This window comes from Flavobacterium sp. 38, from assembly GCF_057799715.1.
On record NZ_JBYNWZ010000013.1, the window covers coordinates 83587 to 101969 of the forward strand.

17 protein-coding genes are annotated in these 18383 nt (G+C 36.0%); 7 read left to right on the plus strand and 10 right to left on the minus strand.

Annotation, left to right across the window (positions count from 1 at the left end):
* Position 1: 1 nt before the first annotated feature.
* The 6 genes from AC3E9W_RS21290 to AC3E9W_RS21315 form a co-directional block, all read right to left on the minus strand.
* A complete protein-coding gene (locus AC3E9W_RS21290; RefSeq protein WP_488769936.1) occupies positions 2–3157 on the minus strand; it encodes an efflux RND transporter permease subunit in 3156 nt (1051 codons plus the stop codon).
* 27 nt (positions 3158–3184) lie between these two features.
* Positions 3185–4318, minus strand: coding sequence for an efflux RND transporter periplasmic adaptor subunit (locus AC3E9W_RS21295; protein ID WP_488769937.1), 1134 nt, complete (start codon positions 4316–4318; stop codon positions 3185–3187).
* Between the two features lie 906 nt (positions 4319–5224).
* Positions 5225–5980 (minus strand): LytR/AlgR family response regulator transcription factor, encoded by a 756-nt coding sequence (locus tag AC3E9W_RS21300; protein WP_488769938.1) that lies wholly within the window; start codon positions 5978–5980, stop codon positions 5225–5227.
* A 5-nt stretch (positions 5981–5985) separates the two neighbouring features.
* Positions 5986–7080 (minus strand): sensor histidine kinase, encoded by a 1095-nt coding sequence (locus AC3E9W_RS21305; protein WP_306161253.1) that lies wholly within the window; start codon positions 7078–7080, stop codon positions 5986–5988.
* A 23-nt stretch (positions 7081–7103) separates the two neighbouring features.
* Complete coding sequence (locus AC3E9W_RS21310; RefSeq protein ID WP_488769939.1) at positions 7104–8150, minus strand: beta-ketoacyl-ACP synthase III; 1047 nt, start codon at positions 8148–8150, stop codon at positions 7104–7106.
* A 571-nt stretch (positions 8151–8721) separates the two neighbouring features.
* Positions 8722–9555 carry a universal stress protein gene (locus tag AC3E9W_RS21315; protein ID WP_306161249.1) on the minus strand — a complete coding sequence of 278 codons (834 nt, stop codon included), beginning with the start codon at positions 9553–9555 and terminating at the stop codon, positions 8722–8724.
* 214 nt (positions 9556–9769) lie between these two features.
* Here AC3E9W_RS21315 and AC3E9W_RS21320 point away from each other — a divergent pair, with 214 nt between their 5' ends.
* The 7 genes from AC3E9W_RS21320 to AC3E9W_RS21350 all read left to right on the plus strand — a co-directional run bounded on the left by AC3E9W_RS21320 (position 9770) and on the right by AC3E9W_RS21350 (position 14450).
* Positions 9770–10354, plus strand: a complete 585-nt coding sequence (locus AC3E9W_RS21320; protein WP_488769940.1) for a Crp/Fnr family transcriptional regulator — start codon at positions 9770–9772, stop codon at positions 10352–10354.
* Positions 10355–10439: 85 nt separating this feature from the next.
* On the plus strand, positions 10440–10973 hold the full coding sequence (locus tag AC3E9W_RS21325; RefSeq protein ID WP_488769941.1) for a YceI family protein: 534 nt from the start codon (positions 10440–10442) through the stop codon (positions 10971–10973).
* Between the two features lie 41 nt (positions 10974–11014).
* A complete protein-coding gene (locus AC3E9W_RS21330) occupies positions 11015–11233 on the plus strand; it encodes a tautomerase family protein (RefSeq protein ID WP_379700158.1) in 219 nt (72 codons plus the stop codon).
* A gap of 20 nt (positions 11234–11253) precedes the next feature.
* The gene (locus tag AC3E9W_RS21335; RefSeq protein WP_488769942.1) at positions 11254–11991 is read left to right on the plus strand and encodes an SDR family NAD(P)-dependent oxidoreductase; all 738 of its coding nucleotides are present in this window, start codon (positions 11254–11256) and stop codon (positions 11989–11991) included.
* Positions 11992–12106: 115 nt separating this feature from the next.
* Positions 12107–12481, plus strand: a complete 375-nt coding sequence (locus AC3E9W_RS21340; protein ID WP_488769943.1) for a nuclear transport factor 2 family protein — start codon at positions 12107–12109, stop codon at positions 12479–12481.
* Between the two features lie 6 nt (positions 12482–12487).
* Complete coding sequence (locus AC3E9W_RS21345; protein ID WP_488769944.1) at positions 12488–13543, plus strand: NAD(P)H-dependent flavin oxidoreductase; 1056 nt, start codon at positions 12488–12490, stop codon at positions 13541–13543.
* 508 nt (positions 13544–14051) lie between these two features.
* On the plus strand, positions 14052–14450 hold the full coding sequence (locus AC3E9W_RS21350; protein ID WP_488769945.1) for a DoxX family protein: 399 nt from the start codon (positions 14052–14054) through the stop codon (positions 14448–14450).
* A gap of 380 nt (positions 14451–14830) precedes the next feature.
* On the opposite strand, the gene AC3E9W_RS21355 is transcribed toward AC3E9W_RS21350, so the two are convergent.
* The 4 genes from AC3E9W_RS21355 to AC3E9W_RS21370 all read right to left on the minus strand — a co-directional run bounded on the left by AC3E9W_RS21355 (position 14831) and on the right by AC3E9W_RS21370 (position 18252).
* The gene (locus AC3E9W_RS21355; protein ID WP_488769946.1) at positions 14831–15598 is read right to left on the minus strand and encodes a LytR/AlgR family response regulator transcription factor; all 768 of its coding nucleotides are present in this window, start codon (positions 15596–15598) and stop codon (positions 14831–14833) included.
* The gene (locus tag AC3E9W_RS21360) at positions 15579–16595 is read right to left on the minus strand and encodes a sensor histidine kinase (protein WP_488769947.1); all 1017 of its coding nucleotides are present in this window, start codon (positions 16593–16595) and stop codon (positions 15579–15581) included. Before AC3E9W_RS21360 ends, AC3E9W_RS21355 begins: the two co-directional genes overlap by 20 nt.
* A 396-nt stretch (positions 16596–16991) precedes the next feature.
* A complete protein-coding gene (locus AC3E9W_RS21365; RefSeq protein ID WP_488769948.1) occupies positions 16992–17726 on the minus strand; it encodes a DUF1223 domain-containing protein in 735 nt (244 codons plus the stop codon).
* A gap of 115 nt (positions 17727–17841) precedes the next feature.
* Complete coding sequence (locus AC3E9W_RS21370; protein ID WP_488769949.1) at positions 17842–18252, minus strand: organic hydroperoxide resistance protein; 411 nt, start codon at positions 18250–18252, stop codon at positions 17842–17844.
* Positions 18253–18383 lie beyond the last annotated feature (131 nt).

Genomic DNA, 18383 nt, shown 5'->3' on the forward strand with positions numbered 1-18383 from the left:
CTTATTCTTTTATCGTTTGAACTTGAGTTGCGATCTTTTTTCTGGATACTTTTTCTTGTAAATATTGGAATACGATGAAAAGCAACGGAATCACGAAAATTCCTAGAATAACACCGCTAAACATTCCTACTGCGGCGCTCACACTGATAGATCGGTTTCCAACAGCTGTTCCTCCAGAAGCAAACATCAGCGGAATCATACCTACAATAAAAGCCAGCGAAGTCATGATAATTGGTCGCAACCTTGATCTTGATCCCTCAATTGCAGCATCGATTATGCTTAATCCAGCAAGACGTCTCTGCAAAGCAAATTCTACAATCAAAATGGCATTTTTAGCTAAAAGTCCGACCAGCATGATTAATCCAACCTGAACGTAAATGTTGTTGTCTAAACCAACTGCTTTGATTCCTGCGAAAGCTCCTAAGATTCCTGTCGGAATAGAAAGCAATACGGCAAGCGGCAATAAATAACTTTCGTATTGTGCTGCCAATAAGAAGAATACAAACAATAAACACAATCCGAAAATGGCAACGGTTTGGCTTCCTCCTGCTTTTTCTTCTAAACTTAAACCAGTCCATTCGTAACTGTAATCAGACGGAAGTTTATCTAAAACTTGCTCCAGATTATCCATAATCTGACCGTTACTGTAACCTGGCTTCGCCATCGCTGTAATACTTACCGAATTATAAAGGTTATAACGATTTACAGATTCTGGACCGTAAACCTTATGGAATTTCACAATCGATTTTACTGGAACCATCTGCATATCGGCATTTCGCACGAAAATCTCGTTAAATGCATCTTCATCCATTCTAAAAATTCCATCCGCTTTTACGTTTACTCGGTAAAACTTACCAAATCTTGAAAAGTCAGCTGATTGATCTCCCGCAAAATACGTCTGGATATTCCCTAAAAGTTCTTTGATATTTACACCCATTTGACGCGCTTTATCTTCGTCAACTTCCAATTCCAATTGTGGATAATCAGCTCTAAAAGTCGTGTAGGCATATTGTACTCCAGGCTGCTGCATAATCTGACCAATTACTTTATCAGACATTGCTTTTAGCGTTTCTGGGCTTCTCGCCATTCTGTCTTGCAATACAATTTCGGCACCACTCGTTACTCCGAATCCTTCAACTGGAGGCATTCTGAAAACCATAATCTGGCCTTCTTTAATCTTAGCCAGTTTACCGTTTACGATATTCATGATTTCTTCAATATCCTTCACAGCTCCTCTGTCCTTCTTCGGTTTCAGTTTTATAAACCCTAATCCGTAAGCTGGACTTGCACTGTTACTCAAGATGTTGAATCCTGTAATACTTGTATTCACATCAATAGCTTCTATTGGAGCCAATTCTTTTTCTAATTTCGAAATTACAGCAGTAGTTCGATCAAGAGCTGTTCCTGGCGGCATTGACAAACTGTACACCATGAAACCGTCATCTTCTAGAGGCACGAAACTTTTTGGAGTCGACATCATCATATAAACTGCAATGGCTGTAATTCCTGCAACTAATCCAGCAGCAATCCATTTTCTTCCAATTAAGAAACGAACGCCTTTGATATATCTTCCTGTTAAGTTGTCGAAACTGCTATTAAAACCCACAAAGAAACGGTCTTTAAAACTCGTTTTATGTTCGTGATCTCCATGTTTAGCACCGTGATTCTTTAGCAAAAGCGCACATAATGCAGGCGTAAGCGTCAAGGCATTTACAGCCGAAATGATAATCGCAATGGCCAATGTATAAGCAAATTGTTTATAGAAAATCCCTGAAGATCCCGTCATGAATCCGATCGGAATAAATACCGCTGACATGACTAAAGTAATCGAAATTACCGCTCCTGTAATTTCTGCCATCGCGCCGTGTGTCGCATCTTTTGCAGAAATTTCTGAATCTTCTTCCATTTTACTGTGAACGGCTTCGACGACCACAATTGCATCATCGACGACAATTCCGATCGCTAATACCAAAGCAAAAAGCGTTAGGATATTAATCGTAAATCCGAAAACCAAAAGGAAGAAAAACGTTCCTACAATCGCAACTGGAACCGCAATAGCCGGAATAATCGTCGAGCGAATGTCCTGAAGGAAAATAAATACTACGATAAATACCAGAATAAAAGCTTCAAACAAAGTCGATTTTACTTGTCCAGTCGCTTCGTCTAGTCTTTCTTTGGTACTCATTACGTTTACGTATTTTATACCTGGAGGAAAAGATTTAGACAATCGTTCTACTTCTTTATTAATTCCGATTTCGATGTCGTTAGCGTTCGAACCCGAAGTTTGTAAAATAGCCATAGTAACGGCATTTTTACTATTCGATTTGTTATCTCCACTATACGAAATAGAACCAAATTCTACTCGTGCAACGTCTTTCAATCTTAGAACATTGCTCCCAACATTTTTAACGACAATATTTTCATATTGCTCTGGTTTGTTCTTTTTTCCTTTGTAACGAATTACATATTCTAAAGCTGCAGTAGATTCTTCTCCCAGTTTCCCTGGAGCCGATTCCAAACTCTGTTCTGCAATAGCTTGAGTAACATCTGAAGGTACTAAACCTGCATTGGCCATTTTTCGCGGATCTAACCAAATACGCATCGAATAATCTTTCTGCCCGAAAATCTGAACTTGTCCAACACCAGGAACACGTTTCATTTGAGGCACTAAGTTGATATTCGCATAATTCTGCAAGAACAACTCATCGTATTTGCTGTTATCATCTGTATATAAGTTGAAGATAACGATCATACTGTTTTGCTGCTTCGAAGTCGTTAATCCCATACGGATTACTTCTTGAGGCAGTTTTGGAGTTGCTTGCTGTACTCTGTTTTGAACGTTTACCGCAGCCTGATCGGGATCTACTCCTTGTTTAAAAATGACGTTGATCGAAAATGTTCCGTCATTACTCGCAGTCGATTTGATGTACTGCATGTTCTCCACACCGTTAATCTGTTCTTCTAAAGGCGTTACTACCGAACGAATTACGGTTTCACTATTTCCTCCAGGGTACGAACCGCTTACCATAACTGTTGGCGGCGAAATATCTGGGAATCGCGTTACAGATAATCGGGTAAGACCTATAATCCCCAGTATCACCAGTACAATAGAGATAACTGTGGCCAATACTGGCCTGTCTATTATTTTCTTTAACATGGAAATGTTATTTTATTAAATGAAAAATTATTTACTGCTTGCGTTTTTAGCAGCGGTTTTTGGAACGACTTCCATTCCGTCAAATAGCACATCGATAGAATTCAGCGCTACTTTATCACCAGCTTTTAGTCCAGATTTTACAAAATAATCTACTCCAGCGCTACCTGCGATTTCGATTGGAACCATAGCGACTTTGTTGCCGCTTTTTAAAACAAAGACAAAGAATTTATCCTGAATATCTTTTACACTCGCCATCGGAACGGTAATAACAGATGATAAACTTTTATTCAATACAATTCTTGCAGAACCTCCCGCACGCAATTGCTTCTTCGGATTTGGGAAAATGGCTTTTAAAGCAATTGTTCCTGTCGCGCGATCAATGTTTCCACTCGCAACTTCTAGTTTTCCTTTGTGCTCATATTCGCTGTCATCGGCCATAATTAAACTTACGGTCTGATTGTTTTTGGCATCTTTAGAAAAAGCTAGATAGTCTGCTTCTGTTAGAGAAAAATAAACAAACACATTATTGATTTCAGATAAAACAGTTAGCGGAACTGTATCTGCTGGCGTTACTAAATTCCCAACACGATTTGGAATACGGCTAATATAGCCGCTTACAGGAGCTTTAATCAAAGAGAAATCGGCATTAATCTGAGATGATCCCAAAGCGGCTTTAGCCTGTGCTACTTGTGCAGTTGCTGCTTCGTAATTGGCTTGTGCGGTTTTTAACTGCATGTCTGAAAATACTTTTCCTTCAACCAAAGGTTTGATTTTCTCAACTTCCAATTTAGCATTCGCCTGATTCGCCAAAGCGCTTTTGTAAGCTGCACGGCTGTTGTTTACTTGTTCGGCGTAAACATCGCCTTTAATTTTAAAAAGGGATTGTCCTTTCGTTACATAATCTCCTTCTTTTACATAAATAGCTTCCAGATAACCTGAAACTTGCGCTTTTATATCAACATTTACGGTACCTTCTACTGTTCCTGGATATTTTTTTTCTACTTCTCCCGTTACAGAACTCGTCTGCAAGAAGTCCACTTCTGGCTTTGGAGGAGCCATTTGTCCTTCTCCACTTTTTCCGCATGAAGAAAGAGAAATTGTGATCAATAAAATTGCAATTCTGCCAATTGCTTTATTATTTCTAAAAAATTGTTTTGTCATTTTACTTTTCATTTTTAAATGAATTACCTCAAATTTGGGCGCAAAATAACAGCAGAAAAGGACTTTTTTAGGGAAGAAAGTTACCCAAACGACATTTTTTGATACTGAAACGGACGGGGTTTGTTATGCCACGAAGGCGCTAAGACGCGAAGGTTTTCTTTTTGTTTTTGCCACGAAGACGCAAAGTCGCGAAGTTTTTTCGCCACGAATTCACGAATTTTCGCTAATAATGCTTTGCGTTAAATTGATGACGAATAATTTCTCGAATTACATTAATTTTTAGATTGCTGATTAAATCTCGCAAAGTCGCGAAGTTTTTTTCGCCACGACTCGAACGATAGTGACAGGCGGAGCAATTCACGAATTTTCGCTAATTAATGCTTTGCGTTAAATTGATGACGAATAATTTCTCGAATTTTTATCACTTAGAATGGTAAACACAACGTTTGTCTTCCTGAGCGGAGTCGAAGGACACGCTCGAAACTCTACAAAGATTAGCGAAATGTATTGCGGAGCTACTTGCGTGTCCTTCGACTCCGCTCAGGATGACAAAAAATGAGATCATAATAAAATCCTTTTTAATCCTTTATCCCGATAGCTATCGAGAGTGGCAAATGATTTCAAAATAAAAAATTCGAGAAATATATCCTCAGTATAAAAATTAGTGCAATTTGTGAAATTCGTGGCAGAAAAAAATATACAAAGATTGGCTATAGATTGCGGAGCTACTTGTGGAGATTTCTCCTCCGTCGAAATGACAAAAATGAGAGTAAATACAGGAAAAAATTAGCGAAAATTTGTGGAATTTGTGGCAAAAAAACTTCGCGTGCAAAATAAAATTCGTGAATTCGTGGCTAAAAAAAACTTAGCAGCTTAGCAGCTCAGAACCTTAGTAGCTTTAAAAAACTATCTATCCATCCACTGCTTGAAAAAAGGCGTCTTTTCTCTGCTGATGATTACCTCGCGTTCGGGATCGAGTTTTAGTTGGATTTTTAGTTTTGCGTTGAAGTAGTTCGCAATAGATTTGATGCTTTCTGCACGAATGAAAAACTGGCGATTGGCACGGAAAAAGATATTTGGATCTAGTTCTTGTTCCAGTTCTTCCATGGTTTGCGGAATCGAGATAATTACACCCGATTTTAGAAATAAGTTGCTGGTTTTGAATTCAGAGTATATAAAGTCAATATCTGAAACATCTACACTTTTATAGCCGTCGCGATACGTTACTAAAAAGCGCATTCTGAATACTGGTTTTTGGATAAGTTCTTTTAGAATTCCAGTAATATTGGTAACGCTGGCTTCGTTTTTATTTAAAGATTTGAATTTTGTTAGAGCAAATTCCAATTCGGTTTTTTCGATGGGTTTCATCAAATAATCGATGCTGTTTACTTTGAAAGCGCGAATAGCATATTCGTCGTAAGCAGTAGTAAAAATTACAGGGCAAGTGATGTTTATTTCATCAAAAATCGCAAAACTCAGTCCGTCGGCTAAACGGATATCCATTGTAATTAAATCAGGACACGGATTTGAATTCAGCCAAGCGACTGTATCTACAACCGTATCAATAATCCCGACGATTTCGCAGTCAGGTTCTAGTTCTTCTAGCAGTCTTTTTAATCGACTGGCGTTAATGCTTTCATCTTCTACAATTAAAATTTTCATAACTTTTAAATTAATGGCAGACGCACTTCATAATAGCCGTTTGATTCGTTAAAAATCGGCATTCTTTCTGATAAAATTTTATAACGGAATTCAATGTTTTTATTTCCAATTCCGGTAGAAACCAGACTTTTTCCTGCTGTTCGCTGCAAGTTATTTCGAACAATAATATCTCCAGAATCTGAAAAAACAGAAATCGTAAGCGGATTGGCCAAAGTTGCCATATTGTGTTTTACTGCATTTTCTACCAATAATTGCAACGTTAATGGTGGCAAATGAAGTGCTAACGAAGGAGAATCGATCTCAATTTTCAAATCGATTTTATCTCCCAATCTTTTCTTCAATAAATAAAAATACGCGTTCAAGAATTCGATTTCTTCTTTTACCGTAATCGTATCTTTATTAGAATTTGAAATCATATAACGATATACTCTCGTTATATTTTCTAGAAACGAAGCTGCTTCTTTCTGGTCTTCGTAAATCAATTCTGTGAGCGTACTGAAATTATTGAACACAAAATGCGGATCTAACTGCATTTTTAGCGATTCTAATTTTGATCGTGTAACTGCTTCCTGAAGTTCCGAAGCTTTTATTTTTAATTCTGCCGTTTCTTCTGCATTAATTCGCCATCTGTTCAATAAAAATATTCCAGTATGAATGGCGCTCATTAAAAGCGAAATAATCGCAGCCATAATTTTTGACTGCCAAATGGTAACCAAATCGTTTTCTTCTAGCGCTGTACAAGGATACAGATAATCCCAGATACTAGAAAAAATAAGGTTTAAGAGACTGTTTCCGGCAATTAAACAGATAAACTGTGCTATCGCTCTAAATGCCGGATTTTGTTCCCAACTAATATAATAATTAAGTTTTCTGCCTATAAAAAGTGTAAGCTCTGTTAAGATGGCGCAATACACTAAAATGATAAAAATATCAAAGGTCTGATCGATATCGAGCAACCCTTTTTCATCAAAACTTCTATATGGGTTTAGCCAATAATACGAAGAGAGATAAACCAAAAAAACGGCTGGAATTACTATAACCCTGTAATATTTATAGAAAAAATTCTTGCCCGATTTTTTATTTTGGTTGAATAACCCCATTCACTTTTTTTATTTTTTGAAAATTAATGTGCTACCAAAACATTTTCTGCTTCAGCTTTTACCACATTTTTTTCAACTGTTTTTTTCTCACGCATCACGCCCCATTTCAAGCACGTTGCGCCCCAAGAAAATCCTGCACCAAAAGTTGTAATCAATACATTCTGACCTTCTTTGAAATCGGCTGCAAAGTCCCATAAACATAACGGAACAGTTGCAGAAGTTGTATTTCCGTAACGGTCAATATTTACTTTAACTTTATCAGAATCAATATTTAAACTTTCGCCTACAGCGTTAATAATTCTTAAGTTAGCCTGATGTGGCACAACCCAGTCAATTTCGCTTGCTTCTATATCATTTTTCACCAAAGCATCTTGCGAAACCTGGCTCATTGCAGCAACGGCTCTTTTAAATACAAACGCTCCGTCTTGTTTTAAATAATGTGTTCTGTGCAAAAGACTCTGCATAGACGTAGGGTTTCTAGAACCTCCCGCTGGCACAGCTAGAGAAGAAACACCGCTTCCGTCAGTTTTCAGAATCGTTTTCATTAAACCGTAATCCGATTCTGTTTTTTCTAACAAAACCGCCCCTGCTCCATCTCCGAAAAGAATGCAAGTATTACGATCTTCATAATCTACGATAGAACTCATTTTATCTGCTCCAACGATAATTAATTTTTTATAACGTCCACTTTCGATCATGTTTGCACCCATTTCCAACGCATATAAAAATCCGCTGCAAGCTGCATTCATGTCAATTCCAAAAGCATTTGTAAGTCCGCTTTTATCGCAGACAATACTTGCTGTTGGCGCTAAAATGTGATCTGGAGTTGCTGTTGCTACAAGCAAAGCTTCGATTTCGCCACGATCTACATTATAATTTTCGATAAGATTTTCAATCGCAGCTGCGGCAAGATCAGATGTTGCCGTATCGTCATCTGCGATTCTTCGTTCTCTAATTCCAGTTCTCTTAATGATCCATTCCTCCGATGTATCAACCGTTTCTGAAATCTTTTTGTTGGTCAAGATTGATGATGGTACGAAACCACCTATAGCTGTAATTACTGCGCCCATTTGTTTTTGTTTTTTTAAGCTTTGTACCCTTAAAACCAATGCTTACTACTTTTTTCTTCTTTTTGACATTCCAAATAATCAGTATCCCAAAAAGCCGATTAAATCTATTGGCAATAACTTTTCTGAGAAATATTGTTTTTAGAAAAACGGAACAAACTAAAAACACTATACAAAATCCAATTAAAATAAATTAAAAATCTACACCAAGTGTTTTCTCGGCATTGCTTGGTATACAATCTTTAATTTATCTTATTTTTAAAATCATACAATGCTGTTTCAGTTTGTAGATAATTCCCATTATAGCTTGTTGCCACACTGATAAAAAACCTATTTGCATTACGTTTTTAGAGTGCCACAAAATTAATTTAAAAAAATCTTAATCGAGCAGGTAATTAAGAATAATTAACAAAACTGCCTCAAATGTTAAAATATAATTTTGATATTGGCCAACAAGCTCCAAAAATTATAGAATCCCTAAAATCAAAAAAAATCTGTTAAAATTTATTTTGATAAAATTTCTTCAAAAAAACCTTGTAATTTTTATATCATTATTTTTAAATCAAATTAATCTTTAATAATTCGGAAACGACAATAATGGGATATCAAGTCCCGCTGCCAGAATCCTAGTTTTGCTTCTGTGGACTAAAGAATCCCAAAAACCATATTTTTGAGGCACCATAATCAGCAAATCAGCTTCATAATTCTTAATTTCTTTCTTAATTTCGTTAATTACGGCATTCGATCTTACGGTTTTATATAGATATTTTACGTCTTCAAATTCTTTTTCAATATTCGAATTCATCAAAATTCTGTGCTGTTCTTCCTTCAAATCATCCAATTTTTCGTCTACGCTAAAAAATTCAATTTCTGCACCAAAATCTCCTAAAGCGTTTTTAATCCAGCTGAATTTCTTAATAGCCGAAAAACTTAAGCTATCGCAAGCATACAGCACCTTTTTTATATTTATAAAACGTGCATTTTCTGGAACCGCTAAAACTGGAATTTGAAGATTCTTAATGGCCGATGTAGTCGAATTTCCTAATAATTCCTGTTCGAAAGAACGTTCAGCCATTCCCATAACCACAACATCTGCGTTGGTTTCCTTAATAATTCTCGGAAGTTCGTCTTCTAAAAAAGAATAGGTACAGATTGCCGAAGTTTCAATTTGAAATGAATTGGATGTTTCTTTGGCTAAATCTTCCAGTCTGGAAATTGCTCTATCAATTTGTTTCTGCATTGCATCTGCAGTAATATGGGAGTTGGCGCTGTGTACACTCAACGAAAATGAATTAAATAAAACCAATTTTGCACCTGTAGCTTTTGCAAGTCCAGCAGCATAAGCAACAGCATTAGTGGCAATGGCAGAAAAATTAGTCGCGGCGATTATAGTAAGGGGTGAATTCATAAAATAGTAATTAAGCTTTGTGCAAAATTCTTTAAATAAAGGCTTCAAGCTTTTTTTATATAACCGAATAATCATTTTTTACGACTCAACCGTAAAATTTCATTCCTGAAAAAACTGGCATTCTTTTTTTGTTTCTTACTTTAAAAAACAAAAAAAATAATCGACAGTGACCGTTTTAATATTTAGTACTTTTACTCTTTACAAAACTTTACTAATGGATGCCAAAACACTTTTAAAAGAACATGTTGCCAAAATTGTCGCTTTAACAGACGAACAATTCGACTATTTCTTTTCGCATTTTAAAACCGAAACTTTCCAAAAAGGGCAAACTATTATAAGTGAAGGACAAGATGTAGAGAAAGAATACTTTGTGGTTTCGGGCTGTTTAAAATCTTTTTATGTCAATGATGAAGTAAAAATGTACATTCTACAATTTGCCATGCCAACTTGGTGGGCGTCTGATTATGCGGCACTTTACAATAAAACCAAAGCGACAATCAATGTCGATTGTGTTTCTGATGTTGAAATTCTTTCTCTTTCTAATACGGACCGAGAAAAAATCTGTCGCGAAATTCACGAAGTAGAACATTTTTTTAGATGGAGAACCAATCGCGGTTATGTCGCTTCGCAAAAAAGATTGCTTTCTTTTATGAATAATGATACCAAAACGAGATACGAAGAACTTTTGGCGCTTTATCCTGCTTTATACAATATGGTTCCAAAACATTTAATCGCCGCTTATCTGGGTGTTTCCAGAGAAACCTTAAGCCGATTGTACAACGCCTCTAAACCGCATTGACGAATGTGATCTACATCACGTAATCTATTTTGAATACCGCCATTACTTTGTACTATAAATTAATAACAATTTAAAAACACAAATAATGGAAACTCAAAATTTTAAAATTTCGAACACTCAAAGTCAAGTAAACTGGATTGGTAAAAAAGTTACTGGACAACACAATGGAACAATTAATATTGAAGAAGGTAATTTTACTTTTTCTAATGGAGAACTTTCTGGCGGAAACGTCGTTATCGATACTACTTCTATCGCAATTCTTGACGTTACAGATCCTGCGACAAACCAACAATTTGCAGGGCATTTAGCTTCTGACGATTTCTTTTCTACAGACAAATTCAAAACAGCTTTTTTAGACATTACTGCTGTTTCTAAACAATCTTCTTCCGATTATTTTGTTGAAGGAAAACTGACGATCAAAGCCATTACACATCCGATTGGTTTTAATTTGGAAGTAAAAAGAAACGACAATGATCTGAAAGCTTCTGGAAAAATCATTATTGACCGCACTAAATATGATATGAAATTCCGTTCTGGAAATTTCTTCACCAATTTGGGAGATACTTTAATCTACAATGAATTTGAATTGGACGTAGACATTACAGCAAGTCTAAAATAATTCATAACTCATAATTAATAATTCATAATTAATTAGAAATCATGCCATACGTAAAAATTGAAGTAACTCGTGAAGGCGTTACCAGAGAGCAAAAACAGCAGTTAATTTCAGGCATCACACAACTTATTACAGATGTTTTAGACAAAGATCCCAGCCTTACACATATCGTAATTCAGGAAATCGAATTGGACGATTGGGGATTTGCAGGCGAACAGGTTTCGGTACTACGCGAAAAAGGAATTACTGCTCAAAAGAAATAAATTTTTAAATCAGAAAAAAAATGAAAACAATTATAGTAACCGGTGCTTCTACAGGCATCGGTAAATCGATAGCACAATTATTTTTAGAAAAAGGATTTAATGTCGTAATCAACTCGGCAAACCTTCAGAATCTTGAAAATACATTTAAAGAGTTAGGTCATTCGAACCAATTAGCAATGGTTCATGGCGACGTAAGTTTAATAGAAACTGGAAAAAAACTGGTTCAAACTGCTTTAGACCGTTTTGGAAGCGTTGATGTTTTAATCAACAATGCCGGAATTTTTCAGCCACAATCTTTCTTAGATGTTGAAGAAAAAGATTTGGATCGTTTTTTAAGCATTAATCTAAAAGGAACTTATTTTACAAGCCAAGCCGCGGTAAAACAAATGTTGCAACAAGGTGAAGGATCTATCATTAATATTGGGACTGTTTTGGTGGATCACGCCATCGATGGATTTCCAGCCACTGCTCCTATTTCAAGTAAAGGTGGCATTCACGCTTTTACGAGACAGCTCGCAGCTGAATTCGGAAAAAACAATATTCGTGTAAATGCTATTGCTCCAGGAATTATCAGAAGTCCGCTGCAAGCAAAAACGGGAGTTGACAATGCCGATAGTTTAGCGGGACTGCATTTGCTCAAACGTATTGGAGAAACCAGCGATGTGGCTCAATTGGCGCTTTATCTGGCCGAAAGCAATTTTGTAACTGGCGAAATCATTAATTTAGATGGCGGTCACGTTGCTGGACACAGTATCTAATTCGTTTTAAAGCATATTGTCAGGCTGAGCGGAGTCGAAGCCATTTATGAAACGTAAATCTTCAACTCCGCTCAGCCTGACAATCAATTAAACATCAATTTTAAATCAAAAAATTATGGAAAGTTTTGGCACAAATGCAGCTTTGATTACGGCTGTTTTAATGAATTATTTTAACGGAATTTACAATGGTGACGTTACTACGCTACAAAGCGCTTTTCATCCGCAAGCAATTGTTTCAGGAGATATTAACGGTCAGCCGTATTTTAAAACGGTAGAACAATATCTGGAAGGCGTAAAAAATCGTAAAAATCCAAAGGAATTGGGAGAAGATTTTAAGATGAAAATCCTATCTTTAGAAATTATCAATAATACCGCTGTCGCGAAAGTTCAAGTTCCGATATTTGAATACAATTATTACGATCAGTTAAGTCTTGTCATTGTTGACGGCAAATGGGTTATTGTGAATAAATTACTAACAAACGTAAAATAAAATACAATGTGGAATTCAACCAAAATAACAAAATTACTAGGTATTGAGTATCCAATATTACAAGGTCCGATGGGCGGTGGTTTTTCGACTCCCGCTCTTTTGGCCGCTGTAAGCAATGCAGGCGGATTGGGCAGTTACGGCGCTTATACACTAACTCCAGACGAAATTCGCGAAGCAGGAAAAGAAATTAAATTGGCAACTTCTAAACCTTACAATATCAATTTATGGGTGAATGATGTCGATAAAAGTCTTGTAAATTATCCTGCTGAAAAACTAGAAAAAATCAAACAGCTTTTTAAACCATATTTTGACGAATTAGGGATTCCGCTTCCCGATTTATCTTCGGATATTCCCTCTAAATTTGAAAAACAGGTTGAAGTTTTATTTGAATTGAAACCGGCTGTTTTCAGTTTTATTTTCGGAATTCCGTCAAAAGAAATTCTACAAGAAAGTCGAAAACTAGGAATCAAAACAATTGGCGCTGCCACAACTCTCGAAGAAGCACTCGCTCTAGAAGATGCCGAAGTTGATGCGATTATCGCAGCCGGATTTGAAGCGGGCGGACATAGACCTTCATTTTTAAAACCGGCACAAGATTCTTTTACGGGATTATTTACATTGGTACAGCAATTAAAAGCCAAAACCAAAACGCCGATCATCGCTGCGGGCGGAATTATTGACTCAAAAGGAATTGCCGCTGCCATGGCTCTCGGTGCCGACGCCGTACAATTGGGAACTGCTTTTATGGTTACCGACGAATCTGGTGCTGCTCCCGTTCATAAAAAAATGCTTTTTGATCATCCGAATGTTCCAACAACGGTTTCTAAATCGCTTACAGGAAGAATGGGCCGAATGATCTCCAACAAAATATCTGATGCTGTTCCTTTTGAAACTGAAGTATTGCCTTTCCCGCTTCAAACCAAATTAATAGCACCTTTAAAAGTCGCCGCTCTTGCACAAGGCAGAACCGATATGATTAGTTTCTGGTCAGGACAAAATACAAGTACTTTACAACACCATAAAGCCAGCGAATTGATGCAGGCTTTAATTGCTGGGCTGTAGTTTTTTTTACCGCAAAGTTCGCTAAGGTTTTTTCTATATATTTTTGCGCATATTTTAAGTTCGCAAAGCTTTGTGGTTATTTTTTGGCCAAAGTGCGCTGAGTTTTTAATCGCGCAAAGTCGCGAAGTCGCAAAGTTTTTTTTAGAAAGCTAATATATTTCACGCAGATATAAAGGATTTGGGCAGATCTAAAAGGATTTTTATTAATAATCTGTGCGTATCTGCTGAAATCTTTTTAAATCTGCGTGAAACAAACTTCGCGCCTTCGCGACTTTGCGAGCATTTCAGCCAGCTTTGCACAAAGCTTTGCGAACTTAAAATATACTCAAAGTATATCAAAAAAAAACCTTCGCGAACTTTGCGTTAAAAAAAAACATTGCTGTAAAAAACCAAGCCAATCAGATGTCCAGTTCGCCCCGAAGTTTGTCCGTTTCACCAAGATTTCGATTTCGTTTTTAAGGCTTTCAACGCACATTTGTACCGTTAAATAACTTTAAATATCAAAATCATGAACTCAAAAACAACAAAAATTATCTATTGGACAGGCGCAGTATTAACTTCTTTATGGTTTGGCGCAAGTGGTTTCTTCGAATTAACAAACAATCCAATCGTTTGGGGAATCACACAGCAATTGGGTTATCCAGCGCATTTTATTTACATCTTGGGCGTTTTTAAATTAGCAGGTGTAATCACACTTTTAATTCCGAACAAATTATTGCGATTGAAAGAATGGGTTTTCGCAGGAATCTTTTTCGATATCATCTTTGCTTTCTTTTCAAAAATTGCCGTTTTAGGTCTTGGCGCCGCAACCGATGCGATAATCGCTTTTATAATGGTAAGCGTAACGTATGCAATGTATAGAAAATTATATACAGTGACTTATGCACCGTCTTCTGCAAACTTTTAAGAAAGGTTAAATCATTTTACAAAAGCGGCTCCAGAGGAGCAAAATATTTATAGAAATCAAAATTAAGACAAGAGAATAAAAGCTCCAGCGGAGCGGCATATAGTACAGATTGTGAAAAAATATGTCACTCCTCCGGAGCTTTATATTATAAACGTTTATTTTTTGCTATAAATATTTCGCTTCTCCGAAGCTTACTATAGAGACTAAAAACTCTCTTTTTTTATTTCAATTTAATTCTTTCCCAATGAAAAAAATCATTCTTATTATCTGTTTTATATTATCAGCTCTTTTCTTTTTGAGTTGTTTTATGTTTCCTGGAGTCGATTTATGGCTCTAAAAAGTATCCAATTAATTTATAGAAAACGATAAATTAATTGGATTTATCTGTTTTCTAACCAGCTTAAAAAGGCTGTTGCTTTTTCTTTTCCTACCAATATTTTTTCTTCCGTCGGAACACTTAATTTCACAATTATTTTACGCGAAAAATAATGCTCTGCTTCTCTTATAGCAGAAAAATTAACCAAATACTGTCTGTTGATTCTAAAGAACTGAATTGGCGATAAAAGCTTATGAATTTCATCTAATGACTGCGTTAACGGATATTCGTTTTTATCTAAAGTCATAATCGTTGGCGTTTCATTTTTGATAAAGAAAAACGCAATATTCTCCGTTAAGACCGTTTGATATTTGTTGTTTTTAAAAACCAAAAAACTGCTTTTCCCTTTATTTTCTCCAGTTCTCGTCAAAAGATATTCGAAGTCAGGCATTGCTTTTTTATTTCGCTGAAAGAAATTTTTCAGTTCTCCTGCTTTCTTCAAAGCTTGCGAAATGCTTTCTCTTGAAAACGGCTTTAAAACATAATCAATTCCGTTTGACTTAAAAGCTTCGATCGCATAATCGTCAAAAGCAGTACAGAAAATCACGGGCGACAGAACCTCAACATTTTTAAAAATCTCAAAACACTGACCATCTGCCAGCTGAATATCCATAAAAATCAAATCAGGCTGATCGTTTTCCAAAAGATAATCAACCGCTCCGTCAATACTTTGTATATGCGACAAAATCTGAACGTCGGGTCTGATGCTCAGAATAAGCTGGCCAAGCGCTTTGGCCGTTTTTACTTCATCTTCAATTATTATGATATTCATAAAGGAGTGGTATTTTTACTTTAAAGCTTTCTTCGTCTTTATCAATTATGATTTCTTTGTGAATGAGATGCATAAAACGCTGATTAATATTATCCAAACCAACGCCTGTAGAAACCGCGCCTCTTTTCAGCTGAATTTTATTTTCAACAACCAAAAACTCATTTTCGGTATAGAGTTTTATTATCAAAGGTTTATCTAAAGAAACCACATTGTGTTTGATGCAGTTCTCAATTAATAACTGCAGCGAAAAAGGTGGAATAGCCGATTCGTATTGTTTTGGATCAATTTCTTTTTCTAAAACAAATCCGTCTTCGAAACGCGCTTTTAGCAGATATACATACGAATCCAAAATCTGAAGTTCTTCACTAAGCGGAATCAAATCCATTTTACGGCTTTCTAAAGTAAAACGGTAAAAATCAGATAATTTCAAAATAAAATCTGAACTCTGCGGATCTTGAATATCCACCATCGATTTCAGTGTATTCAAACTATTAAACAAAAAATGCGGATTAACCTGTTGTTTCAGCAGTTCGTATTGAGCGCCCAGATTTACTGCTTTTGTGCGTTCTAGTTCGACTCCCATCTGTTGTGTCTGGTAGTTTTGAAAAAGCAAATGCAAAAACATATACACAATAAGGTTAATCAAAACCCCGCGAAGTTCGAACATAATAGGTGCATCCATTTTCGACACCTGAAAAAGTTCCTGATGTGCAATTACGAGAATGACCATCAGCAGAATTCCCATTACGACACTCAGCAAAAGTTTCCAGTTAAACAGGCTTTTATTAGCTTTGTGCGATGAAAATTTGGGCAAACTGTAAATATTGTAATACCATATAAAAAGGGAAAACAGCAGTGTAATCGAAGAATTTATAATAAGATCACCAGGCGTAGAATCGGCATCAAATAATTTGGGTATCGAAGCCATAACCGCTAGCGCGATAGAACTCCCCCAAATGACTTTTTGAGAAACCTGAAAGCGTTTAACTTTTTCCATAATTTAAGGTTGTTTTTGATCTTAGTCTGCCAAAGATAGGTTTATTTTGAAAGGATTTTTCACGCAGATTTAAAAAAGATTTATGCAGATGGTGCAGATTTTTGTTTTTTTTTAAATACATAGAAACATAGAATTTTTTATTCTATTCTAAACGAGAAGGGAGAAAAAAACTAGTTTTTAACACATAGTTGGCTCGGATTATTGAAACGATTCTCTTCATCTAAATGATAGAACGCCTAAGCTTTGTCAAAGTTTGAAACTTTGACAAAGCAGATGACAACAGCTATGTGTATTTATGCAAGTGAAACGCCTTCATACGCAAAGCAATCTATGTTTCTATGTGTTTAAAAATCTGCGATATCTGCTTCAATCTGCTAAATCTGCGTGAAACAAAAACTACACTCGATTTACACCCAAAATAGCTCCAGTTCGACTATCCTGAACAAAGCCAACCACTTCAAAATCCTGAGTATTGTAATTCTTAGGCAAAGCGATTGTTGTACTTCCTTTTGCAGTTTTCAAATCAATAGTCTGCAAACGCTGTACGATTTGAAAATGCGATAAAACGCGATGTGCATTCTCTCCTCTTTTCACATTGCTTTTTGCCGATTTCTGAACGACTGCAACCAATAAACGAGTGTTTTTTAAAGCACCATTAATGCTGTAATTCAACGTTAATTTATCGTTTTGCTGTTTTGCGTCTAAAGACAAATCAGTTACGGCAGGTTTAGAAAGTGCCGATTTAATTCCGTTTCTCAAACTTGTTTCCTGAGAACCGATATAATCTACTTTTCCGTTGATAATAACCTGTGGCGTGTAAATTGGTTCTTTTCCCAAAAATTGAGCATAATCGTATTGTCTCTGTGTATATTTGGCATTGCTGAAAATGTCTTTCCAGCCTTGCTTGTCCCAATAATCTACATGATACGCCAATACATAAACGTTTTTATCATGATATTCATTCTGGATTTTGCCTAACAATTCATCTGCGGGCGGGCAACTTGAACAGCCTTCCGATGTATATAATTCTAAAAGGGCGAAACCTTTTTTGTCTGAGTTTTGACTGAAAATGCTGTTTCCTGTTAAAAGAAACAGCACTAATAAAGCTGTTATTTTTTTAATTTCTTTCATTTCCTTAGTTATTGTTTTCCTGCAAGGTTTTCAAAACCTTGTAGGTATGATTTGAACATTCTAAAAAATTATAAAAACCTACAAGGTTTTGAAAACCTTGCAGGTTAACGACTAATTAAAGAATATTAATTTCTACAAAAATATTTTCTCTTGTAGCCTTAGAATACGGACAAGTTTGATGTGCTTGAGCCGTCAAAGCTTCTGCAGTTGCAGTATCTATTCCTGGAAGGCTGATATTTAATCTCGCTTGAAGCGAATATTCTCCTTCTGTTATACATAAATCGACTTCGGCATCTACCGCAGTATCAGCAGGAAGTTTAACTCCTTGTTTTGCTGCTGCAAGTCCCAAAGCTCCAATAAAACAAGCCGACCATCCCGCTGCAAACAACTGCTCTGGATTTGTACCTGGACGCGCAGATCCCGGTGCGCTTAATTTGATATTCAATTGTTCGTCTGAACTTTGAGAAGCTCCTTCTCTACCGCCTGTTGTATGTGTTTTTCCTGTGTATAAAACTTTTTTGTTCATGATTTTAAATTTTAAATTTTAGATTTTAGATTTTAGATTTTAGATTTTAGATTTTAGATTTTAGATTTTAGATTTTAGATTTTAGATTTTAGATTTTAGATTTTAGATTTTAGATTTTAGATTTTAGATTT